This is a genomic window from Pandoraea vervacti (genome assembly GCF_000934605.2).
In the GTDB taxonomy this organism is placed as follows: domain Bacteria; phylum Pseudomonadota; class Gammaproteobacteria; order Burkholderiales; family Burkholderiaceae; genus Pandoraea; species Pandoraea vervacti.
The window spans coordinates 715,952-737,177 of sequence record NZ_CP010897.2 but is presented as its reverse complement, the minus strand read 5'-3'; the positions used below and the strand labels follow the sequence as shown (position 1 = coordinate 737,177).

Here is a 21,226-nt window from a genome sequence, read left to right as displayed (position 1 = left end):
TGCGATCATGCCGAGACACAGCACGAGCACGCCCACCGAAGCGAAGGCCAAAGGGAAAGCGCAAACGAAAGCCAAGGCACGACGCGGCAATTCCCCGGACCCGCTCGCGGACTATGACGCCAAGCGCAACTTCCGCGCAACCCCCGAACCCCGTGGCAAGCGCACCCCACGTGGACAGGCGCTTCGCTACGTTATCCAGCGGCACGATGCAAGTCATCTGCACTACGATTTCCGCCTCGAGCTCGACGGGACACTGCGCTCGTGGGCATTGCCCAAGCAGCCGAGTCCGGACGTAAGCCGCCCGCGTCTGGCCGTTCAGGTCGAGGATCACCCGCTGGCCTATGCGGACTTCGAAGGCGACATTCCGGCAGGTAACTACGGCGCAGGACACGTCGACATCTGGGATAGCGGCACGTGGACACCCGACGGCAACGCGTCGCGCGACTACGCGAACGGCAAATTGTCGTTCACGCTGCACGGCAAGCGACTGAGCGGACACTGGACGCTGGTGCGCACCGACAAGCCCGCGCGACAGCCACAGTGGTTGCTGATCCATCGACATGACGACGCCGCATCGTCGCCCATTGCGAAGCCGCCGGTGAACTCGCGCAAGTCTTCGGCAAAGCCGCCTGACGACATGCGTCCCATGTTGGCGACACTGGTCGAGCAGGCCCCGTCCTCGGATGGATGGCATGCCGAGATCAAGCTCGACGGCTATCGCGTACTCATTCGTGTCGCGGGCGATGACATCCGAGTCTTTACCCGCTCGGGACAGGATTGGACGCAGCGCTTTCAACCCGCCGTCGACGCATTGCGAAAACTCAAGTTGCGCGGATTACCCAACGCGTGGCTCGACGGCGAGGCCGTCGTCGCGAACGAACACGGGCTACCGGATTTTCAGGCGCTGCAACGCGCGTTCGACGAAAACGCGCAGCGCGATATCGTCATTTATGTTTTCGATCTGCCGTGGTGTAACGGGCAGGACCTGCGCGAGACGCCATTGCGCGAGCGTCAGGCCATGCTCGCCACCCTCTTCGAAGGTAAGCAGACGGATGCCGTGCGCGTGCTCCAGCCGGTCACCGGCGATCTCGTCTCGCTGTGGCATGGCGCTTGCGAAGCCGGGCTGGAAGGCATCATGGTCAAGCGCGACGACTCGCCTTATGTGAGCGGACGAAGCGATGCATGGCGCAAACTGAAGTGCTCGCAACGCCAGGAGTTCGTGGTGGTCGGCTTCACGGAACCAACAGGTACGCGGCAAGGCTTCGGGGCGCTGTTGCTGGGCTACTACGATGACGATGGCAAGACGCTGCGCTACGCCGGCAAGGTCGGCACCGGCTTCGATACCGACGCGCTGTTGCGTCTGCGCAAGCGACTCGACGCCAACGAGACGGCCCGACCGCCCTTGTCGCCCGCACCGCACCCGGGTGGCCGTGCACGGGTGCACTGGCTACGTCCGACACTCGTTGCCGAAGTCCGTTTTGCCGAATGGACGCGCGATGCGCACGTGCGTCAGGCCTCATTCGTCGCACTGCGCAACGACAAACCGGCGAAGGACATTCGTCGGGAGGTGCGCCGCCACGGTTCTGCCAATTCGAAGGAGACGCCTGCCATGCCCAACGCCGCGACCAAGGCATCAGCCAACACAGCGAAGACCACAACCACGTCGGCAACGCGCATCGCCTCGTTGCCCATGAAGATTTCGCATGGCGATCGCGTCATGGACACGCATTCGGGCGTGACGAAGCTGGCCCTGGCCGAGTACTACCACGCCGTGAGCCAGTGGATGCTTCCTCATCTGGCGGACCGTCCGGTGGCCGTCCTGCGTGCGCCGGAGGGCATCGGCGGCGAGATGTTCTTTCAGAAGCACGCGGCGAAGACCATCCCCGGCGTGCGCATGCTCGATGCATCGCTCGATCCGGATCATGAGCCATTGATGCAGATCGACGACGTGACGGGTCTCGTGGGCGCCGTGCAGATGGGTTCGGTGGAATTTCACACATGGAATGCGCGCAGCGACCGGATCGAGCGTCCGGACCGCGTGATCTTCGACCTGGATCCGGGCAAGGGCGTCGAGTTCGCCCAGATCGTGCAAGGCGCACAACTCATTCACGGACTGCTGGATGAATTGGGTCTGCTGGCCTTCGTGAAGACGAGCGGGGGCAAGGGCCTGCATGTGGTGACGCCCCTCGCCCGCCGCCATACGTGGGACATGGCCAAGGGTTTTGCGGAAGCCATCGCCAAGCACATGGCGCGAGTCTTCCCGGATCGCTTCACGGCCACGATGGGGCCGAAGCATCGCGTGGGGAAGTGTTTTATCGACTATCTGCGCAACTATCGGGGTGCGACGACCGTATGCGCTTATTCGGCCCGCGCCCGCGAAGGCATGGCCGTATCGATGCCGGTGCATTGGGAGGAATTGTCCGTTTTGCCCAGCGCCGACGCCTGGAACGTGCACAACGCCGTGGACCGTCTCAAAGCCTTGAAGCGCGACCCGTGGGCAGACTACGAGCGCGCCTCGCAGCAACGGGTGACGAAAGCGGTGTTAGACCGGTTGGCGAAGTGAATCACCCGCAGAGCAGGAATACAACTACGGGTCTGTGGGCCGCCAAGCCGGAATCGTCGGGTTGTCCGTCTGCTTGCCACCCACTCTGTCATTCAATTGAATCACACTTCCAGGACATTCAAATCGTTAGGGAGCGCCATCATGGCAGCCAGTGCATTGGTGCAAGCACGCATCGACCCCCAGTTGAAGGAGCGCGCTACGGCGGTGCTCGACAAGATGGGATTGACGGTATCCGACGTAGTTCGGATTTTACTCACGCGCATTGCGAACGAAGGCGCGTTACCGTTCGGATTCGCGGCTGACCCTGACGCTTACGATGCATGGGTCAAGCAAAAGGTGTTGGAGGCGCTTGAAGACAGGCGCCCCGCGATACCGAATGAAGACGTTGAATCCCATTTCGCCGCTCGCCGTGCTGCGACACGCAAGCGCATTACGAACAAAAGGTAGTACGTGAGATTAGCGTGGTCCCGGCATGCCCATCCAAGACCGTATCGACATTTATGAATTTGTTGAGCAACGAAGCCCGAGTGCGGCAGTGTGGATCGACACCCGTATCGAACAGCAACTCTTCTCGCTGTTGCATTTCCCCGGGGCTGGGCGCCCGGGACGCGTCCAAGGGACTCGAGAACTGATCGTTACGCGCACCCCCTACGTTGCCGCGTATCGCGCGCTACCTGTGTGCGTGCGGGTGCTTCGTATCTATCACAACGCGCGAATGTGGCCGGGCGCCCCACGCTTGAGGTACGACAGCTAACGCCCATCACCCCCGCGTCGTGCCTGCGTCACCCTCTTGCAACCAGCGCCGCTTGTCGCGCAGTGGGGCTTCGCCGAACACTCGGGCGTATTCGCGGCTGAACTGGGACGCACTCTCGTAACCGACCGCCTGCGCCGCTGTCGCCACCGCGATATCGGCGGCAAAGATCAGGCGTCGCGCCTCCTGCAAGCGTAGTTGCTTCTGATACTGAAGCGGGCTCATCGCCGTCACGAGCTTGAAATGGTGGTGCAGCGACGACACGCTCATATGCACCTCCTGCGCCAGCGCCTCCACGCGCAACGGTTGCGCATAATGGTCGCGCAGCCAGCGCACGGCGTTCGCGATGCGATTCATCTGACTGTCCTGTAACGCCATCTGACGCAACAAGACCCCCTGCCCGTTCATCAACAACCGATAGATGATTTCGCGCTTGATCATGGGCGCGAGAATCGGAATGTCGCGCGGCGTGTCCAGCAATCGCAGCAGACGCAACACGGCATCGAGTAACGCCGCATCGAGCCGGTTGACGTATAACCCGCGAGCCGTCGACGTCGCCGCCGGCGGCGGCAGATGCTCATCGCCGATGAGCGAGGTGATATCGTCCGCGACCAGATCGAGACGCATGCCCAGATAGGGCGCCTGCTCGCTCGCGGCCGAGACTTGCGCGACCACCGGCAGATGGACCGACGACACGAGGTAATGCATCGGATCGTAGGCATAGTGCTCGTCGCCGATCTGCAGGCGCTTCTCGCCCTGCGCGATGACGGCGAACGCCGGCTGCTGCAAGACCGGCCTCGGCCCGCCCGGATGCAACACGCGGTGCACGAACAGGCCTTGCACGGCCGTCGGCGAGGTGCCCTCCAGGCCATGCGTCGCTCGTTCGAGCAACTGCACCAGTTCGGCGCGCGCCGCACGCGACGGGTCATTCGCGTGCGCATGGGTCGGCGCCGCGTCGTGAGGGGAAGTTTTGACGAGATGCATGACGAAGTTCCTCGATCCTTGATCCCTTGATCCGCTTGATCTGTTTGATCCGTTTGATCCGTTTGGGCGCACGGACGACGGCAATCGCGTTGCGCGCCCTCAATTCGCGACAGCATACGCTCGTCGCGAGAACTTGCCCGATTCTCCGCCATCAGATGGGCACGATCAGGCATGAAATTCAGAGAATCCGACAAAAATGCGGAAGACACCCGGCGTCGGACGGCGATACCCCGGCGACACGATCCCCCCCCGAATTCCCTGTCGGCCAACGCTTTCTCTCGCTTTTGCGCTTGCGTTCCCGGCAAGCCGACCACGGGCTTGCAGAATCAGGCAAAAAATGTGCAGGAACAGGTACTGCTTGCCCGATACCCCGCGCCGCATAATGCATCCCATCCCGTGCAAGCCGCCACCCTCCCGGCGGTCTTCTGCGACGGGCGGCAATTTCTACGGAGCGACGCAATGCGACAACGCAAACTCGGCAACACCGGCCTGTTCGTCTCGGAACTGTGCCTCGGCACGATGACCTTCAGCGGACAGGGCGACTTCTGGAGCAAGATCGGCCAATTGCAGCAGAACGACGTCGACGCGCTCGTTGGCCGTGCGCTCGACGCGGGCATCAACTTCATCGACACCGCCGACGTCTACTCGGAAGGCCAGTCGGAAGCGCTCACCGGTCAGGCGCTGCGCAACCTCAAGGTGCCGCGCGACAGCGTGGTCGTGGCAACCAAGGTCTTCGGTGTCACCGGCGCGCAAACGAGCAACTCGCGCGGCCTGTCGCGTTATCACATCATGGACGGCGTCAAAGCCAGCCTCAAACGCCTCCAACTCGAGCACATCGATCTGTATCAGGTGCATGGCTTCGATCCGGCCACGCCGATCGAGGAAACGCTCAGTGCACTCGACACGCTGGTGCGTCAGGGCCACGTGCGCTACATCGGTGTATCGAACTGGGCGGCATGGCAGATCACGAAGGCGCTGGGCATTTCGGCACGCCTGAATCTCGCGAGCTTCGCCTCGCTTCAGGCGTACTACACGGTCGCGGGACGCGATCTCGAACGCGAAATCGTGCCGATGTTGCGCAGCGAGAATGTGGGTCTGATGGTGTGGAGCCCGCTCGCAGGCGGCCTGCTCTCCGGCAAGTACACGCGTGACGGTCAATCGGAAAACGGCGCACGCCGCCAGACCTTCGACTTCCCGCCGGTCAATGTCGAGCGCGCCTACGACGTGATCGACGTGATGCGCGGCATCGCAGCCGAGAAAGGCGTTTCCGTGGCGCAGATCGCGCTGGCCTGGCTGCTCGCGCAACCGGTCGTCTCGACCGTTATCATCGGGGCGAAGCGTGCCGATCAGCTCGACGACAACATCGCCGCCACACGCGTGACGCTCAACGAACGCGAATTGTCGGCGATCAATGCGGCCAGCGCGTTGCCGAGCGAGTACCCGGGCTGGATGCTCTCGCGTCAGGGTGACCCGCGTCGCGCACAACTCGCCGAAGCCGGTCTGCTGTGATGTGAACTGTTGAAACGTCACCCATGAAAAACGGCGCACCGGACTCACCGGTGCGCCGTTTTTCCTTCCTTGTCCCGCTACTCGGTCGGAACTTCAGAACGTGTGACGCATGCCCACGTTCACGCCCAACTGACTCGTGCCCGGGGTCGGTGAGCCGCCCGCACCGCCCGAGCTCACGGAATATGCGGCGTGCTCGCTGTTACCCAGCCAGGCAAGCTGGGCATACACGGCCGTGCGCTTCGAGAGGAAATACGTGCCGCGCAGGGTCGCCATCGTCGCTCGGGCGTTCTGACGCGAGTTGAGCATCCGAAAGACCTCGCCGTCGACGGCAAACGTCGGCGTGAACTGATACAGCGCGCCGAGGTAGAACATGTCGGAGTTCACATCTGCCACGGCAGCCGACGCCGTCTGTACGCGACGACCCAGCCAGCCAGCCCCCGCCTTCCAGTTGCCGCCCTTCACATAGCCGTTCAGTTGCCAGCGCGTGTCCTTGTCCGATGAACTCGTGAGCGGCACCGCCGCCGCGCCGTTGAAGAAACTCGCCGCCGCCCCGGCACCGCCGCGCTGCTCGTCCCATGCGCCCGCCACGCCGAACCATGCCGTGTCGTACTTGAGCATTGCCGAGATCTGACGGCACGCGGTCATCTGTCCCGGCGTCTGTCCCGCACAGGTGCCCTGCCCCGGCGAGTTGCCGGCGCCGCCGCTGTCGCGACCGAACGAGTACGTCGCGCCAACGGTCAGGCCCTGAAACACGCCCTTGTATGCGACCGTGTTGTCGCTGCGCGCGTTGGGAATGTAGCTGTCGAGCGAGCCGCTGCCGTAAAGATCGGGCCCGAGAATGTCCGCGTCCGCCATGACCCAGAACGTCATCGAATACTGGCGGCCGAACGACAGCGTGCCGTACTGGTTCGACAATCCGACCCATGCCTGACGGCCGAACAGGCGTCCGCCCTGATTCAGGTCGCCCGCACGTACGTTGAAGCCGTTCTCGAGCGTGAACAACGCGTGCAGACCGCCGCCGAGATCTTCGTCTCCGCGCAAGCCCCAGCGCGACGGCAATGACCCCGTGTTGGCGGGCATGCGCACGAGCGAACTGTTGTTGGGGCCGGCGTGCGAGATATATTCGACGCCGGTATCGAGAATGCCGTAGAGCGTCACGCTCTGGGCCGAGGCGGAAGTGGTGGCCAATGCGAGGCCGGCAGCCAGCGCGAGCGCAGGCAGTCCCTTGTGGATCACGGTGATGTCTCCGAAGATGCTTGTGGTGGCCTGACCTGTGCCGGTCAGTTTGCAGCGCCGCCGCATGGCCGTCGGGGGACGAACCCTGCGGCGGGTACTTCATGGGCGAGAGGCTGGTCTTCGCCCTCGTACGCGTTTCAGACGCGGCCCGTCGCCGGGTTCGTCGGCGGCGTGCTCGCCGGTGGCGCGAGCGATCCGCTACGTGCCACGCGGCGACGCATGACCAGCATGAGACCCGCCGCGAGGAAAGCCGGAATGGCCACGATCTGGAACGCCTGAGCCGTGCTCGACGCCGTGGCGATCAGCACGCCGCCGAGGCTCGAACCGAGGATGGAACCGAGACGGCCCACCCCCAGCGCCCACGCTACCCCGGTCGCGCGCGAGGCCGTCGGGTAGTAGGCCGCCGTCAACGCATTGGCGCCGGTCTGCGAACCCGCAACACCAAAGCCCGCGAGGAAGACGACGATCATCAGCCAGCCCGCCTGATGCGTCACCGAACCCAGCACGCACAGCGCAATGCCGGCCATGACATACGACGCCGCGAGCACACGGTACGGACTCGTGCGGTCCATGGCAAAACCGATCAGCACCGCGCCCACCGTGCCGCCGAGCGGCAGCATCGCGCCGATACGTGCCGCTTGCGCGAGCGTATAGCCCGAGTCCTTGACGACCAGCGGCAGCCAGCTGGTGAGCAGGTAGAACGCGCACAACGTGCAGAAATACGTCGCCCAGAGCAGCATCGTGCCCACCACATAGCGGCGCGTGAACAGGCCCCCCACCGCCGAACTTGCCGCACCGGCCGGTGCGACTTCCGGATCGATACGTGTGAGCGTCGGATCGATGTGGCGCGCAATATCCAGTAACTGGTCCGCACGGTCGCCGCGCGCTGCGAGATAGCGCATCGATTCCGGCAGCCAGCGCATCAGCACCGGCACGACGAGCAGCGGCACCACACCACCGGCGATCAGCACGCCACGCCAGCCGATATGCGGCAACGTTTGCGCGACGATCTCTCCGCCGATGGCGAATCCGAGCGTAAAGCCGCAGAAGGTGGCCGTGACGAGCAGCGAACGCATGCGCTCGGCGCAGTATTCCGAGCTGAGCGTGATGGCGTTGGGCATCGCGCCACCCAGCCCGATACCGGTGATGAAGCGCAGCACGGCAAGCTCCGTCGGGCTATGGACGAACGCCGAGGCAATGCTGCCCAGCGCGAACAGCACCACGGAGAGGATCAGCACGCGCTTGCGCCCGATACGGTCCGCGAGCGGGCCGAAGATGAAGCAACCGAGCATCAGGCCGCCGAGGCCTGCACCGAACACCGTGCCGAGACTCGTCGTCGCCATCGCCCACTCGCTGCGGATCGCCGGCGCGAGGTAACCGATCGCGGCGGTATCGAAGCCGTCCAATGTGACGATGAGAAAGCACAGGGCAATCACGCGCCACTGAAATGGCGTGATGCCCCTGCGATTCATCAAAGCGGATATTTCCATGTCTGTCTCCTGTGCGGCAACTACCGCAGACTGAGCGACGGGTCGTGGCGTCTGTGTCGGTGCACGACGCTCTATGTCGACGCCGCCGCCGGTTGGGGGCGATTACATCGAGAACCTTCGGGTGATGGGCGCGCGGCGCCCCGCGCGCGTGACGCTGGCAGCGCTCATGACGTTGACGGCACGTTGGCGGCTCGGGTGGCGTGGGCGGCACAGGCAACATGAGCACCGGACAACTCCGGATCCCCTGCCGACAGGTACTCCCACATCCGCTCGATGATCCGGCCCGAGCGCGTGGCCCGCGCGCGGCATTGCGCGTCGTCGAGCACCGCTGCCGTGAACCTCCCTTCGAGCGCGAGCACGTCGAGATCGACGCGTGCGGCGTCTTCCAGATACCAGGTGAGGGCGACCATCGCTTCGAGCGTGTCGGCAGCGACGACGGCGCCATTGCCACGCATGACAACGGCAGCGTTCGTGCCCATGCACGCAACGACCGCCGCCGCCTGTTCGTCCGAGCGGATCAATTGCGGGTCGTCCCACAGCGGCACGCCCGGTGCGAAATAGGTGCCCGGCCCATGCAGCGCGCGCGGCGTGCGGCGCAGCGTCGAGAGCGACATCGTTTTGGACGGCATCGTTCGCGCGACTGCGCCGATCTCCGGACGCGCGCGGTAAATCTGCTGATGCAGGCGCACTTCGCCCAACACGCCCTCAGGCAGCGGGCCGTCGATGGGCACGACAGTACCCGTCTCGCCGACACCGATCAGTCCCATCGGACGTGCGGCACAGACGACGAAGTGAGCGTCGTCGATTCGCGCGCTGCAATGGCCATACGCGTGTGCGAGTCCGGCGCGCGCCAGCGTTCGCGCGGCCACGCGCACTGCGCGGTCGAGTGCGGCGACGCTGGCGATACTCGGCATGCCGGCGGTGGGAAGCGTAGTGTGAGTCATGGGGATACCGCCGGCCATGTCAGGACGAAAACTCGGGAATCTCGGGCTTGGCGCCCCACATGCAGAATCCGGTCGGATCGAACGGGAACTGGCGCGGCACGTACGTCGCCTCGTCCTGCGGCGCGATCTTGCGCACGCCGGTCGAGTACTCGTAGACCATGCCGTCCGGACCGGCGAAGTACAGGAACATCGCATGCGACGTCGGATGACGCCCCGGACCGAAGCGAATGGGCACGCCCTGCTCGCGCAGGAAGTACCACGACCGCATCAGGTCATCGATGCCGTTGACCTGAAAGTTCACATGCTGGATGCCCGCGCGTTTGGCCGGAAACAGCGCGATCTTGTGATGCACGTCGTCGATGCGCAGCAACGGTGCGTCGCCGATACGGTCCGACACCCGGGCGTTGCATACGCTGGTCCAGAACGCTTCGTCGCGGCGCGCGTCGGTGGTACACAGCCCAACGTGACTGAACGAGTCTATGCCCGCGTCGCGCTCGCCGTGATAGCCGCGACCGGTCTGGGCAGCGCGCAGCACGAGTTCGATCTGGTTGCCCGTGGGATCGCGGAACGTGAGGAAGTCAGCCACGCGACGCATGTCAGCTTCGTCGCGCGTGCCGCGACGAAATGCGATGTGCATCGCTTCGAGTTGCGCAGCAGCTGCATCGAAATGCGCATCGCTCGCGATGTCGAACGCCACCGTGTGGTCCGTGGGGTCGCCTTCGAAGTAGCACACCGAATGGTCGCGGCTGTCGCTGCGAAGGAATACGCAACCGGCCTCGCGACGCACTTCCTGCAACCCGAGAATGGTGCGCGCATAGCGTGTGGCACCTTCGAGGTCGCGCGTGCCCAGCCGCACATAACGAATGTCGTGCAGATTGATCACCGCTTGTCTCCTGCGGATGTTGTTCATGTCCCGGACTGGCGTCCGGCGACGTCGGTTCGACGACGTCAGTCTTGTGAGGGATACGATAAGGATGCGCGCCGCATGACGCCAACAAATTACGTAAATGTCCGGTATTTACGCTGTGAATTGGGTGTGCAGCATTGGGGGATGCGCGCGCTGTCGAGGCAAGGGACAAGACACTCCGGCGCGGCGGGGGGCGAGGGTGAAGGCGCTCGACGTCCTGCGTGCTGGCTCGCGGCTCAGTCTTCGCCGTGGAACAAATGAAAGATCGTGTTGCGCAGCCAGCGATGGCCGGCGTCGGTGTGAAAGCGCTCGTGCCAGAGTTGCGAGATGTCGAACTCGGGACTCTCGAACGGCAGCGCGTACGTTTGCAGGTCGGCGTTGGCGCTCAGCGCGCGGCCCAGCCGCGTCGGCACGCACACCACTAGATCGCTTGCGGCAATGAGTGCGGAGAGCCCCATGGAATGCGCCATGCGCAGCGCCACATGGCGCTGGTGCCCCGAGCGGGCAAACCACTGCTCGACCGCCGTCTCGAATACGTCGTGGTGGCCGGCGGTCGGACGATAGACCGCGTGCGCGGCATTGCGGAAGTTCTCGACCGTCAGTTCGCCATGGATCGTCGGATGCCCGTCGCGCACGAGCGCGACGTAATGCTCGCGAAACAGCCGTTGCTGATGAAAGCCCGACGAGAACCGCGTGAACAGCCCGAGGGTGAGATCGATGTCGCCCATCGCCATGGCGCTTTGCGCTTCACGCGGGGTGGTGTCGACCGTCACGATGCGCACGCCCGGCGCCTGCACCGCCAGCGTGGCCATGAGTTTAGGCATGAAGATCAACTGCCCGATGTCGCTCAGATACAGGCGGAAGGTGCGTTGCGCCCTGGCGGGAACGAAGTCCTGCGGCGCTTCGATGGCGCCCCGGATCAACCCGAGCCCTTCGGTGACCGGCGACGCCAGCGAGGTGGCGAGCTCGGTGGGGAGCATGCCCTGCGGTGTCTTCACGAACAGTGGATCGCCGAACGCCAGCCGCAGTCGCTTGAGCGCATTGCTCACCGCCGACTGCGTGAGGTTAAGTTCCTCGGCCGTAACCGTCGTGCTGCGCGTGCGCAGCAACGACTCGAACACGAGCAACAGATTCAGATCGAGCGAGCGTAAGTTCATCCCCAGCCGTGCAGTTCTGCCAAAAACGTCCCGCATTTTAGGCAACGGGCCGCAACGCGCGCAGTGCGGGAAACCCCGCCCCTGCGCGATGTCGCGATCATGGTATTTACGTGCGCGCGCTAGCGTGCAGACGCGCGATCACTTCCAGCACCTCCGGGCGCCTCTCGCGTTTGGCCGTCACGATGTGGTACCGCAAGGGACACTCGACTTCCACGTCGGACAGTCGCACGAGCCGACTCCGAGCGATCCAGTCCTGCGCGAGCGGCGCGCGCGCAAGCGCAATGCCCAACCCCGCCTCGGCCGCCGCGAGCACCACCGTATAGTCTTCGAAGCGACGATCGCGCGCGCGAGGACGCAGCGACACGCCCTGCGCCCCGCACCACGCGCGCCACCCCGTCAGATCGGAGTCGTGCACCAACGGCATCGCCAGCAGTTCGGACGCACTCGCGCCCTTCACACGCTGTGCAATTTCCGGCGACGCGACCGGATACAGCATCTCGCTCATCAGCGGCTCGGCATCGACGCTCGCCCAGCCACCGCGACCGTAGCGCAGCGCAATGTCGACTTCACCCGCGCCCACGTCCGCATTGCGGTGTTCGGTGGTGACCTGAATGTCGATGAACGGCTGGCCCGACTGGAGCGAATGCAGCCGCTCCAGCAGCCAGAGTTTGGCGAACGACGGCACCACGCTCAGCCGAACGGCAGGCACCTTGCGCGACTGATGCCACTGATCGGCGGCGGCATCGATGACGTCGAACGCGTGCTCGATGCGCCCCAGAAAGCGCTGCCCGTCGCACGTCAGGCTGACGCCTCGCCCGTGACGCTCGAACAGGGCGCAGCCGAGCCAGTTTTCCACGGCCCCGACCCGGCGACTGATCGCGCCGTGCGTAAGACCGCTCGCCTCGGCGGCAGCAGTAAACGAACCGTGGCGTGCCACCAGGCAGACGGTTTCCAGATTTGCCAGCGGAGGACGGGCGCGGTGCTCGGACGTCATGGACAGGGAAAACAACGGAAATTGGGGCCGGATCGGGAGGCCATACTGCGGCAATGAGCTGTGATTCCAGATCACAGCTTGCCATCGATTTGTGCAGTAGCTTATCACCGCGCGGGTGCGGCAAGATAGGCGTCCGAGAGGCATTCGCCTGCGCGCTTCGCCCTCGCACCCTCGCCTTCGCATCTTTTCCGCATGTTCCGCCAAAGGAGTTCACCGTGTCAGCCGCTGCCCCCGCATCGTTCACGCTCTACGTCGACGCACAGTTCACCAGCCCTTATGCACTGTCGGTTTTCGTCACGTTGCGCGAGAAAGGGATTCCGTTCGATCTGCGCACCGTCGACCTCGATCAGGGCGCCCATCACGAAAGCGGCTTTGCCGACCTGTCGATCACGCGTCGTGTGCCAACGCTCGTGCATGGCGATTTCACGTTGTCCGAATCGTCGGCGATCGATGAATATCTCGAAGCGATTTCGCCGGACGTTCCCGTGTATCCGGCCGACGTGCGCGAACACGCGCGAGCGCGCCAGGTGCAGGCCTGGCTGCGCAGTGATCTGGGCGCCCTGCGTGAAGACCGTTCGACGCAGGTCATCTTCTACCGTCCGTCCGGCAAGCCGCTGACCGATGCCGGTTACGCTGCCGCGAACAAGCTCATCGCCATCGCACAGAGCCTGTTGCCGGACGGTCGCATGTCGCTGTTCGACAAGTGGTGTATCGCGGACGTCGATCTCGCCGTCATGCTCAACCGTCTCGTGTACAACGACGACGTGGTGCCGCAGAATCTTGCCGAATACGCCCGTCGTCAGTTCCAGCACCCTGCGGTGCAGGAGTGGCTTGCCATGCAACGCCCGCCGCTCGCCTGATCTCACTACGCAGGCTGTCGACGGCAGCCTGCGCCTGCCAGTGCCGACAAGCGCAGACAAACGCGGATCACCCTCAGAGCGCGACCATCGCCAATTGCTGGCGATGGATGCGCAGGTGAAACAGGACGAGCAACCGGTGTGGGCAGTCCTCGCGTACCGCGACCGTGCGCTGTCGGCTCTCGCCGCCCAGTGTCACGTGGCGGCTCGCGAGCGCCGCCTCATAGGCGGCCTGCGCCACCGAGCGCGCCGCGAGCACCAGCAGCAGCAATGACCCGGCCATTGCGATACGAAAATCGCCCGAGGTGAAGATACGCTGCGGTACGTCGAACACCAACATGGCGATCACCACGCAGGCGTCGATGCACATGGCCCCCAGCGACGCCACGAGCAGGTAAGCGCGCAACATCCGAATCGTCGTCGACTTCATGCGTCTCCTCTCCCTTTGCGCATATCGGGTGGGAACGTCCAGCGCGCGGCGATGCGGTCGCCGAAGGCAACCGTTGCGCGACTTCAACGCCAGGAGCGTTCCCGACATGATGCGCTTTCGATATTAAATGTCGAGCGCAGTCCGCCTCGTGGTCGGAAATGTTTTTTTACACACTTTTGACCCGACCCGGGAAGCGCCGCGGCGCCTCCGAGAACGAAAATTCCGGCTAACGGCGCAGAATTCCAGCAAAAATTCACCAATTTCCGACATTTTCCGGCACAAATTCCGAAAGAAGCCCGCCGTGACGTGAGAAGCGGTGAATTCAGTCGACAGGCAGGCCCCGAAAGGAGGAAAATATGCCACCTTGCCGTTTACGTTAACGGCACAGACGAATCAAGCCACCTCTGCCGAGACACTGAAGAAACATGAGCGCTGACAACCAATTGCGTTTTGTCGTGGAGCCGCACGCCAACCCCACCCCCGCCGACCAGATCACCGCCGCGCTGGCGAATCCGGTGTTCGGCCGTGTATTCACGGATCACATGGTCACGATCCGCTGGACCGAAGGCAAGGGCTGGCACGACGCGAAGGTGGAAGCCCGCCGTCCGTTCCAGATCGACCCCGCATGCGCCGTGCTGCACTACGCACAGGAAATCTTCGAAGGCATGAAGGCCTATCGGAGCGAGGACGGCAAGATCTCGCTGTTCCGTCCGCAAGCCAACGCGAAGCGCTTCCGCGAATCGGCCCAGCGCATGTCGATGGCCGACTTGCCGGAAGGCGTGTTCCTTGAAGCCGTGGAAAAGCTCGTCGACATCGACCGCGCGTGGATCCCGGGCGCCGAAGGCAGCAGCCTCTACATCCGTCCGTTCATGTTCGCCTCCGAGAGTTTCCTCGGCGTGCGTGCCGCACATGAATACATCTTCTGCGTGATCGCCTGCCCGGTCGGCCCGTACTTCAAGGCCGGCAAGTCGGCCGTCACGGTGTGGGTGTCGGACCAGTACACGCGTGCCGCCCCGGGCGGCACCGGCGCCGCCAAGTGCGGCGGCAACTACGCCGCCAGCCTGATCGCGCAGACGGAAGCGAGCGCCAAGGGCTGCGATCAGGTCGTGTTCCTCGACGCCGCACAACACCGCTGGATCGAAGAACTCGGCGGCATGAACGTTTTCTTCGTCATGGACGACGGTTCGCTCCAGACGCCCCCCCTCTCGGGCACGATTCTGCCGGGCATCACCCGCGCGTCGATCATCGAACTGGCGCGCCGCGAAGGCCTCACGGTCAACGAAGCGCCGTACGAATTTGCCCAGTGGCAGGCCGATGCGGCCAGCGGGCGCGTGAAGGAAACGTTTGCCTGCGGTACCGCCGCGGTCGTCACGGCGATCGGTCAGGTGCGTCACGCCAACGGCGAATTCAACATCGCCGACGGCGGCGAAGGCCCCGTCACCAAGCGCATCCGCGATCAACTCACGGGCATTCAGCGCGGCAAGATCGCCGATCCGTTCGGCTGGGTGCACCATATCGCCTGATCGCGCGTTGTATCGGTCAATCACCGCATCGACATAACAAGCTGTGAAGCTGCGCGTCGCCCGAGACAGCGACGCGGGAAATCTCTGGCGGCGCGTCACCGACATCAGGAGAGTCGGGCGCGCCGTCCTGTTGTTCCTGACTTACAGATCATGAAACACGACACGGGCGCCGTATCCGGCGCCATTGCGGCAACCGACACAATCGGCGTTCCGCACTCCGTGCTCGAAGACATCTATGCGATGGTCATCGGCATGGCATTCGTGGTGGTCGGTCTGGTGCTGCTCAAGGCTGCCGGGTTGGTCACCGGCGGCGTGGCAGGCATCGCACTGCTCGCCTCTTACCTCTTTCCGCTACCGGTAGGCACCATCTTCACGCTGGTGAACATACCGTTCTTCCTCTTCGCGTATTTCACGATGGGCGCCCGCTTTGCGCTCAAGTCGACGATCGCGAGCTTCGGGATCACCTTCGCCCTGGCGGCCATGCCGCAGACGTTCAACGTCGCCTTCGTCAACCCGCTGTTCGCGGCGTTCGTGGGTGGCACGCTGTGCGGGATGGGCATTCTGGCGCTGGCGCGTCATGGCGCGGGCGTCGGCGGCACCGGCATCGTGACGCTGTGGCTGCAACGCCGACGGGGCATCAACGCCGGCATCACGCAGGTGTGCATCGACGCGACGATTCTGCTCGTCTCGCTGAGCGTCATTCCCTCGGGCCGCGTGGCATGGTCGGCCCTGTCCGCCATCGCGATGAGCGCGATGGTCGTGGCATGGCACAAGCCAGGACGCTACACGGGACGCTGATACAGCGCACGCCGCCCGAACCTAGCCGGGCCGGTAATCGGGACGGTACGTCGGCCGATAGGCCTTGGCCTGATCGAGCAGCCACTCGCGAAACACGCTGAGGGGTTGTCCGTGCGTAAGCTCGGTCGGATAGACGAGGTAATAGGCCGACTCGGCCACACTTTTCACGTCGAATGGAATCGTGAGGCCGAGCGTCGCCAGTTGCCCCTCGACGAAGAACTTGGGCACCAGCGCGATACCCAGCCCGGCCGCCGCGCCGGCGATCAGCATCGTGTGCAGTTCGTAGCGCACGCCCTGCAACGCGCGATGGTCTTCGATGCGCTGTTCGGCGAACCATTGCGTCCAGGCGCTCGGGCGCGTGGTCGAGTGCAGCAACGGATACGTCAGCAAGTCGGCAGCCGTGCGAACCGGCCCTTTCAGAATCGACGGTCGACAGACCGGCACCACCTCTTCCCCGAACAGATAGTCCGACGACGTGCCCGGCCACGTCGGCTGCCCGAAGTGAATGGCCGCCTCGAAGTGCGTCTCGCCAAAGGTGAACAGATCGGTGTGCACGCCCATGTTCACGCGAACGTCCGGGTGGCGATCGTCGAAGTCTTTCATCCGCGGAATCAACCATTGCGACGCGAATGTCGGCAGCACCGCCAGTTCGAGAGACCCGCCGCCGCTGCCATGCGCCATGATCGCCAGCGTGTCGCGATCGAGCTGCTCCAGCGTGCGGCGGACCTGCGTGCCATACAGACGCCCGGCGCGCGTGAGCATGACCCGCTGCTTGGCACGTACGAACAGGCGTACGCCTAGTTGTGTCTCCAGCGTGGCGATCTGGCGCGAGACCGCGCTCTCCGTCAGGAACAGCTCGCGCGCCGCATGGGTGAAGCTTTCATGCCGGGCAGCGGCCTCGAAGGCCAGCAGCGCCGCCGTGCCGGGGGTCTTGAATTTGCGCATGTTGATTCCAAAAACGCATCAAGTGGCAATTTTATCTCGCTTTACGCGCAAGCCGTCCGTTCCAATAATGCTGTCACGGCAAGATGGCATGGCGCGAAGCCCTACGATCCCCCATGTGCATCATGCCCTCCCCCTGATACCCTGCGGCGCTGGTCAACACAGCGCCCCTGCCTGAGAGACTCACCGATGCGCAATGCCAATGTGGAGTCGCTGCTGGTTTCCCTGATCGGGAAGGCCCGTACCGACGCCCTTTTCGCCACGCTCAACGCGCCGTCGATCCTCGCCGACTTCGAGTTCGGCCGCGTTACCCGCGCCGAACTGGCGCAAGCCATGAACATGGCGCTGTTCGAAGGGCTGCTAGAGCGCTCGCAGAACGGGCGCACCTATACCGAAGAGGCGATTGCCGCCGGCGGCAGCGTGTACTTCGACCATGGCGCGCTGCGCACCGTTCGGTGGGACGAGAACGGCGCGCTGCCCCCGGGAGAAGCCGCGTTCACGCGCATTCTGCGCCCGCTCGGCTTCCGGTTGAACGGTCGCTATCCGCTTGACCGCCTGGGCATGACGGGCCGCGCCTACGCCCACGAAGACTGCCCCGACGAAATCTCGCAGTTCTTCGTGAGCGAGCTGCACCCGGAGCGCTTTTCGGAAACGTTCCAGCAAGCCGTGTCGCGCGTGGTCGGCACATCGAAAGACCCGCTCACGCCAACGGCCGTCGGTCAATTGTGGGAACTGGAGCGCGACGGCACGCTGCCGCTCGAGAGCGCCCAGGCCCTGCTTCCCGTCATCGTCGGTGCGTTCGCCCGCCAGCATGACGTGCCGAGCGAAGCCGACTACGAACTGCTGCTCGCCGAATCGGCCGAAATGGCATGGATCGCGACGGAGGGCAACGCTTTTAACCACGCCACGGACCGCGTGGAAGACGTCCTCGCCCTGTCGGACGCCGAGAAGGCAAAGGGCCGCCCCATGAAACCCGAAGTCGAGCGCTCGCGCTCGGGTCGCGTGTTCCAGACGGCCTACCGCGCCGACACCGTGCGTCGCGAATTCCGGGGCAAGGATGGCGAGATCGTCACGCGCGACGTGCCGGGCTCGTTCTACGAATTCATCACGCGTCATCGCGAGTACGACACTGCCGGACGGCGCTGGAAACTCGACCTGCGCTTCGACGCGGGCAATGCCCAGGGCATTTTCAAGATGACGGCCAACGCCAAGTAACGACCAACGCGTAGATTTCAGCAAATTCCAAAAGGACACTCACGTGAACGCGACTTCCATTCTCAACGAACTGGGCATTGCCAAACTGGCCGAGACGGGCGACATCGCCGTGCACTCGCCGATCAACGGCGAACTGATCGGCCGCGTGGCCAGCGCCTCGGTAGCCGACGCACAGGCCGCCCTCGCGCGCGCGCAAACCGCCTTCACCGCATGGCGCAACGTACCGGCCCCGCGTCGCGGCGAGCTGGTCCGTCTGCTTGGCGAAAAGCTGCGCGAGCGCAAGCAGGCGCTGGGCGCGCTCGTCACGCTCGAAGCGGGCAAGATCCTGCAGGAAGGCCTGGGCGAAGTGCAGGAAATGATCGACATCTGCGACTTCGCGGTGGGCCTCTCGCGTCAGTTGTACGGTCTGACGATCGCCTCGGAGCGCCCGGGCCACCGCATGGCCGAGACGTGGCACCCGATGGGCGTTTGCACCGTCATCTCCGCCTTTAACTTCCCGGTCGCGGTGTGGTCGTGGAACGCTGCGCTCGCCCTCGTGTGCGGCAACGCGGTCGTGTGGAAGCCGTCGGAGAAAACGCCGCTGACCGCCCTCGCCGTCAACAAGTTGATGGAAGAAGTCATTGCCGAGTTCGGGGATGCCCCCCAGGGCCTGACGGCTCTCGTCATCGGTGGGCGCGACGTCGGCGAGGCCCTCGTTGCCGATCCGCGCTCGGCGATCGTGAGCGCGACGGGCAGCACCGAGATGGGCCGCAAGGTCGGCGTGGAAGTCGCACGCCGCTTCGGTCGTTCGATTCTCGAACTCGGCGGCAACAACGCCGGCATCGTCACGGAGAGCGCCAATCCGGAACTCGCCCTGCGCGGCATTCTGTTCTCGGCCGTCGGCACGGCCGGTCAGCGCTGCACCACGCTGCGTCGCCTGTTCGTGCATGAAAGCGTGTACGACAAGACCGTCGAGCGCCTGAAGACGCTGTACGGCAAGGTCGCCATCGGCAACCCGCTCGAGCGCGGCACGCTGATGGGACCGCTGATCGACGAAGGCGCATTCAAGCGCATGCAGAGCGCCCTCGATCAGGCGCGCGCCCAAGGGGGCAAGGTGACGGGCGGCGAGCGTCATGTCGTCGCCGGCAACGAAGGCGGCTTCTACGTCAAACCGGCCATCGTGGAGATGCCGTCGCAAACGGAAGTCGTACTGACGGAGACGTTCGCGCCGATTCTGTACGTGCTGAAGTACAGCGACTTCGCACAAGCCATCGAGGCCAACAACGCGTCCTCGCACGGCCTGTCATCGTGCGTATTCACCAACGACCTGCGCGAAGCCGAGCGCTTCACGTCGTCGGCCGGTAGCGACTGCGGCATCGCCAATGTCAACATTGGTCCGAGCGGCGCAGAAATCGGCGGCGCATTCGGCGGGGAAAAGGAAACCGGCGGCGGCCGCGAGTCGGGCTCGGACGCGTGGAAGGGCTACATGCGCCGCGCGACCAACACCGTGAACTACTCCTCCGCCCTGCCGCTCGCGCAAGGCATCGACTTCTCGATCGAGTAAGTCGCGCCGGCAGCGCCGGGGCACCAATCATCGTCCCTCGCGACGATGCACGATGCCCCGGCGCTGCCGCACCGTCTTCCGTGCCGGACGTCGCATGGCGTTCGGCGACAACGCTCTCCCGTCAGCCTTCTCACGTCACGCTTCGATCAGCGAGGCCCCCATGTACGCTTTCACGTCTTCCTTCGCCAATCCGGCAGGTTCGCCGATTCGCGAACTGTTCAAGTACCTGTCCGAGCCGGGCATGATCTCGTTTGCGGGCGGATACCCCGCGAGCGACCTGTTCGACGTCGACGGTCTTGCCGCCGCACAAGCCCGCGCTTTCTCCCTGCCGACACGCTGTCTGCAATACGGCCCGACGGACGGACTCGCGGAACTCAAGGCACAACTCATCGCCTTGATGGCGCAACGCGGTTCGCCCTGCGCCTCGGAAGAACTGCTGGTGACGACGGGATCGCAACAGGGCCTCGATCTGCTGTTGCGCGTCATGGTCGCGCCGGGCGATGTGGTGGTGACCGAGCAGCCGGCCTATCCCGCCACGTTGCAGGCGCTGCGTCTGCAGCAGGCGACGATTGTGAGCGTGCCGGTCGACGCCGACGGACTGGACGTCGCGCATCTGGAAGCGTTGCTGCGCGAAGGCCGGATCGCCCCGCCCAAGCTGCTCTACACCGTGCCGACGTTCGCCAATCCGACGGGCGCGACGCTCTCGCGCGAACGTCGCCTGGCGTTGTTGAAACTGGCGGTGGAATTCCGCTTCGTGATCGTCGAGGACGATCCCTACGGCAACCTGCGCTTCGCGGGCGAGGCCGTACCGACGATGCTCGGCCTGACGGCAGAGGTGCCCGGCTCGCGCGACTGGGTCGTGCACTTCTCGAGCCTGTCGAAGATCGTGGCGCCGGGATTGCGGGTGGGCTGGACAGTAGCGCCGCCGGAGATCGCGCGGCGCTGCGTGGTAGCCAAGCAGACCGTCGATCTGTGCAGCGTGCCGTGGACGCAGGCGGTGGCCGCAGAGTATCTCGCGGAAGGCTCGCTCACGCGCCATCTGCCGAAGATCACCGAGGCCTACCGTCTCAAGTGCGACGCCATGTGCCAGGCGCTGCGCGACAAGCTGGGCGACGCCATCCGGTTCCATGCCCCGCAGGGCGGGATGTTCGTGTGGGCCCGTCTCGCGGCGCTCAAGACAAGCGAATTGCTGCCGCATGCGATTGCGGAAAAAGTGTTGTTCGTGCCGGGCACGGCATTCTTTGCCGAGCTACCCGACGAAGCTTCGCTGCGACTGTCGTTCGCGGCGCCGGCCGTGACGGCGATCGAAGAAGGCGTGGCACGTCTGGCACGCGCCATGCAGGTGACGCTCAGGTAAGACAGGCAAGCGCCCCGCCGTAACGC

At 64.6% G+C, this 21,226-nt stretch carries 19 protein-coding genes; 10 read left to right on the top strand and 9 right to left on the bottom strand.

Annotated elements, in window-relative coordinates; translation table 11 throughout:
* The first annotated feature begins 7 nt into the window (after window positions 1-7).
* From ligD to UC34_RS03335, 3 genes are all read left to right on the top strand, one after another.
* On the top strand, window positions 8-2,563 hold the full coding sequence (gene ligD, locus UC34_RS03345; protein WP_084070958.1) for a DNA ligase D: 2,556 nt from the start codon (window positions 8-10) through the stop codon (window positions 2,561-2,563).
* A gap of 141 nt (window positions 2,564-2,704) precedes the next feature.
* Window positions 2,705-3,010 (top strand): type II toxin-antitoxin system RelB/DinJ family antitoxin, encoded by a 306-nt coding sequence (locus UC34_RS03340; protein WP_044453947.1) that lies wholly within the window; start codon window positions 2,705-2,707, stop codon window positions 3,008-3,010.
* Window positions 3,011-3,035: 25 nt separating this feature from the next.
* Window positions 3,036-3,317, top strand: a complete 282-nt coding sequence (locus UC34_RS03335) for a type II toxin-antitoxin system RelE/ParE family toxin (protein ID WP_218919553.1) — start codon at window positions 3,036-3,038, stop codon at window positions 3,315-3,317.
* A gap of 6 nt (window positions 3,318-3,323) precedes the next feature.
* Here the strand turns inward: UC34_RS03335 and UC34_RS03330 are convergent, their stop codons facing one another.
* Window positions 3,324-4,298 carry an AraC family transcriptional regulator gene (locus UC34_RS03330; protein WP_157122992.1) on the bottom strand — a complete coding sequence of 325 codons (975 nt, stop codon included), beginning with the start codon at window positions 4,296-4,298 and terminating at the stop codon, window positions 3,324-3,326.
* 459 nt (window positions 4,299-4,757) lie between these two features.
* On the opposite strand from UC34_RS03330, the gene UC34_RS03325 reads away from it, so the two are divergent.
* A complete protein-coding gene (locus UC34_RS03325) occupies window positions 4,758-5,807 on the top strand; it encodes an aldo/keto reductase (protein WP_044453945.1) in 1,050 nt (349 codons plus the stop codon).
* 93 nt (window positions 5,808-5,900) lie between these two features.
* On the opposite strand, the gene UC34_RS03320 is transcribed toward UC34_RS03325, so the two are convergent.
* The 6 genes from UC34_RS03320 to UC34_RS03295 form a co-directional block, all read right to left on the bottom strand.
* Complete coding sequence (locus UC34_RS03320) at window positions 5,901-7,043, bottom strand: porin (RefSeq protein ID WP_237165224.1); 1,143 nt, start codon at window positions 7,041-7,043, stop codon at window positions 5,901-5,903.
* Between the two features lie 137 nt (window positions 7,044-7,180).
* Window positions 7,181-8,533: an MFS transporter gene (locus tag UC34_RS03315; RefSeq protein WP_044453944.1), complete on the bottom strand. Its 1,353-nt coding sequence runs from the start codon at window positions 8,531-8,533 to the stop codon at window positions 7,181-7,183.
* 164 nt (window positions 8,534-8,697) lie between these two features.
* Entirely contained in the window at window positions 8,698-9,477 is a 780-nt protein-coding gene (locus UC34_RS03310) for a class II aldolase/adducin family protein (protein ID WP_335645757.1), read from the bottom strand.
* Between the two features lie 19 nt (window positions 9,478-9,496).
* The gene (locus tag UC34_RS03305; protein WP_044453942.1) at window positions 9,497-10,360 is read right to left on the bottom strand and encodes a VOC family protein; all 864 of its coding nucleotides are present in this window, start codon (window positions 10,358-10,360) and stop codon (window positions 9,497-9,499) included.
* Window positions 10,361-10,620: 260 nt separating this feature from the next.
* Entirely contained in the window at window positions 10,621-11,541 is a 921-nt protein-coding gene (locus tag UC34_RS03300) for a LysR family transcriptional regulator (protein WP_044453940.1), read from the bottom strand.
* A 106-nt stretch (window positions 11,542-11,647) separates the two neighbouring features.
* Window positions 11,648-12,535, bottom strand: a complete 888-nt coding sequence (locus UC34_RS03295) for a LysR substrate-binding domain-containing protein (protein WP_044453938.1) — start codon at window positions 12,533-12,535, stop codon at window positions 11,648-11,650.
* Window positions 12,536-12,750: 215 nt separating this feature from the next.
* On the opposite strand from UC34_RS03295, the gene yfcF reads away from it, so the two are divergent.
* The gene (gene yfcF, locus UC34_RS03290; RefSeq protein ID WP_044453936.1) at window positions 12,751-13,395 is read left to right on the top strand and encodes a glutathione transferase; all 645 of its coding nucleotides are present in this window, start codon (window positions 12,751-12,753) and stop codon (window positions 13,393-13,395) included.
* 73 nt (window positions 13,396-13,468) lie between these two features.
* Here yfcF and UC34_RS03285 read toward each other — a convergent pair whose 3' ends face one another.
* Window positions 13,469-13,822, bottom strand: a complete 354-nt coding sequence (locus UC34_RS03285; RefSeq protein ID WP_044453934.1) for a hypothetical protein — start codon at window positions 13,820-13,822, stop codon at window positions 13,469-13,471.
* Between the two features lie 425 nt (window positions 13,823-14,247).
* On the opposite strand from UC34_RS03285, the gene UC34_RS03280 reads away from it, so the two are divergent.
* Both UC34_RS03280 and UC34_RS03275 read left to right on the top strand, forming a co-directional pair.
* Window positions 14,248-15,345 carry a branched-chain amino acid aminotransferase gene (locus tag UC34_RS03280; RefSeq protein ID WP_044453933.1) on the top strand — a complete coding sequence of 366 codons (1,098 nt, stop codon included), beginning with the start codon at window positions 14,248-14,250 and terminating at the stop codon, window positions 15,343-15,345.
* A gap of 150 nt (window positions 15,346-15,495) precedes the next feature.
* Window positions 15,496-16,143 carry a YitT family protein gene (locus UC34_RS03275; RefSeq protein WP_044453931.1) on the top strand — a complete coding sequence of 216 codons (648 nt, stop codon included), beginning with the start codon at window positions 15,496-15,498 and terminating at the stop codon, window positions 16,141-16,143.
* Window positions 16,144-16,164: 21 nt separating this feature from the next.
* Here UC34_RS03275 and UC34_RS03270 read toward each other — a convergent pair whose 3' ends face one another.
* Window positions 16,165-17,088: a LysR substrate-binding domain-containing protein gene (locus UC34_RS03270; protein ID WP_044453929.1), complete on the bottom strand. Its 924-nt coding sequence runs from the start codon at window positions 17,086-17,088 to the stop codon at window positions 16,165-16,167.
* A 186-nt stretch (window positions 17,089-17,274) separates the two neighbouring features.
* On the opposite strand from UC34_RS03270, the gene UC34_RS03265 reads away from it, so the two are divergent.
* The 3 genes from UC34_RS03265 to UC34_RS03255 all read left to right on the top strand — a co-directional run bounded on the left by UC34_RS03265 (window position 17,275) and on the right by UC34_RS03255 (window position 21,200).
* Entirely contained in the window at window positions 17,275-18,300 is a 1,026-nt protein-coding gene (locus tag UC34_RS03265) for a DUF1338 domain-containing protein (RefSeq protein WP_044453928.1), read from the top strand.
* Window positions 18,301-18,343: 43 nt separating this feature from the next.
* Window positions 18,344-19,843 (top strand): L-piperidine-6-carboxylate dehydrogenase, encoded by a 1,500-nt coding sequence (gene amaB / locus UC34_RS03260; RefSeq protein ID WP_044453926.1) that lies wholly within the window; start codon window positions 18,344-18,346, stop codon window positions 19,841-19,843.
* 160 nt (window positions 19,844-20,003) lie between these two features.
* A complete protein-coding gene (locus UC34_RS03255) occupies window positions 20,004-21,200 on the top strand; it encodes an aminotransferase-like domain-containing protein (protein ID WP_044457685.1) in 1,197 nt (398 codons plus the stop codon).
* Window positions 21,201-21,226: the final 26 nt, after the last annotated feature.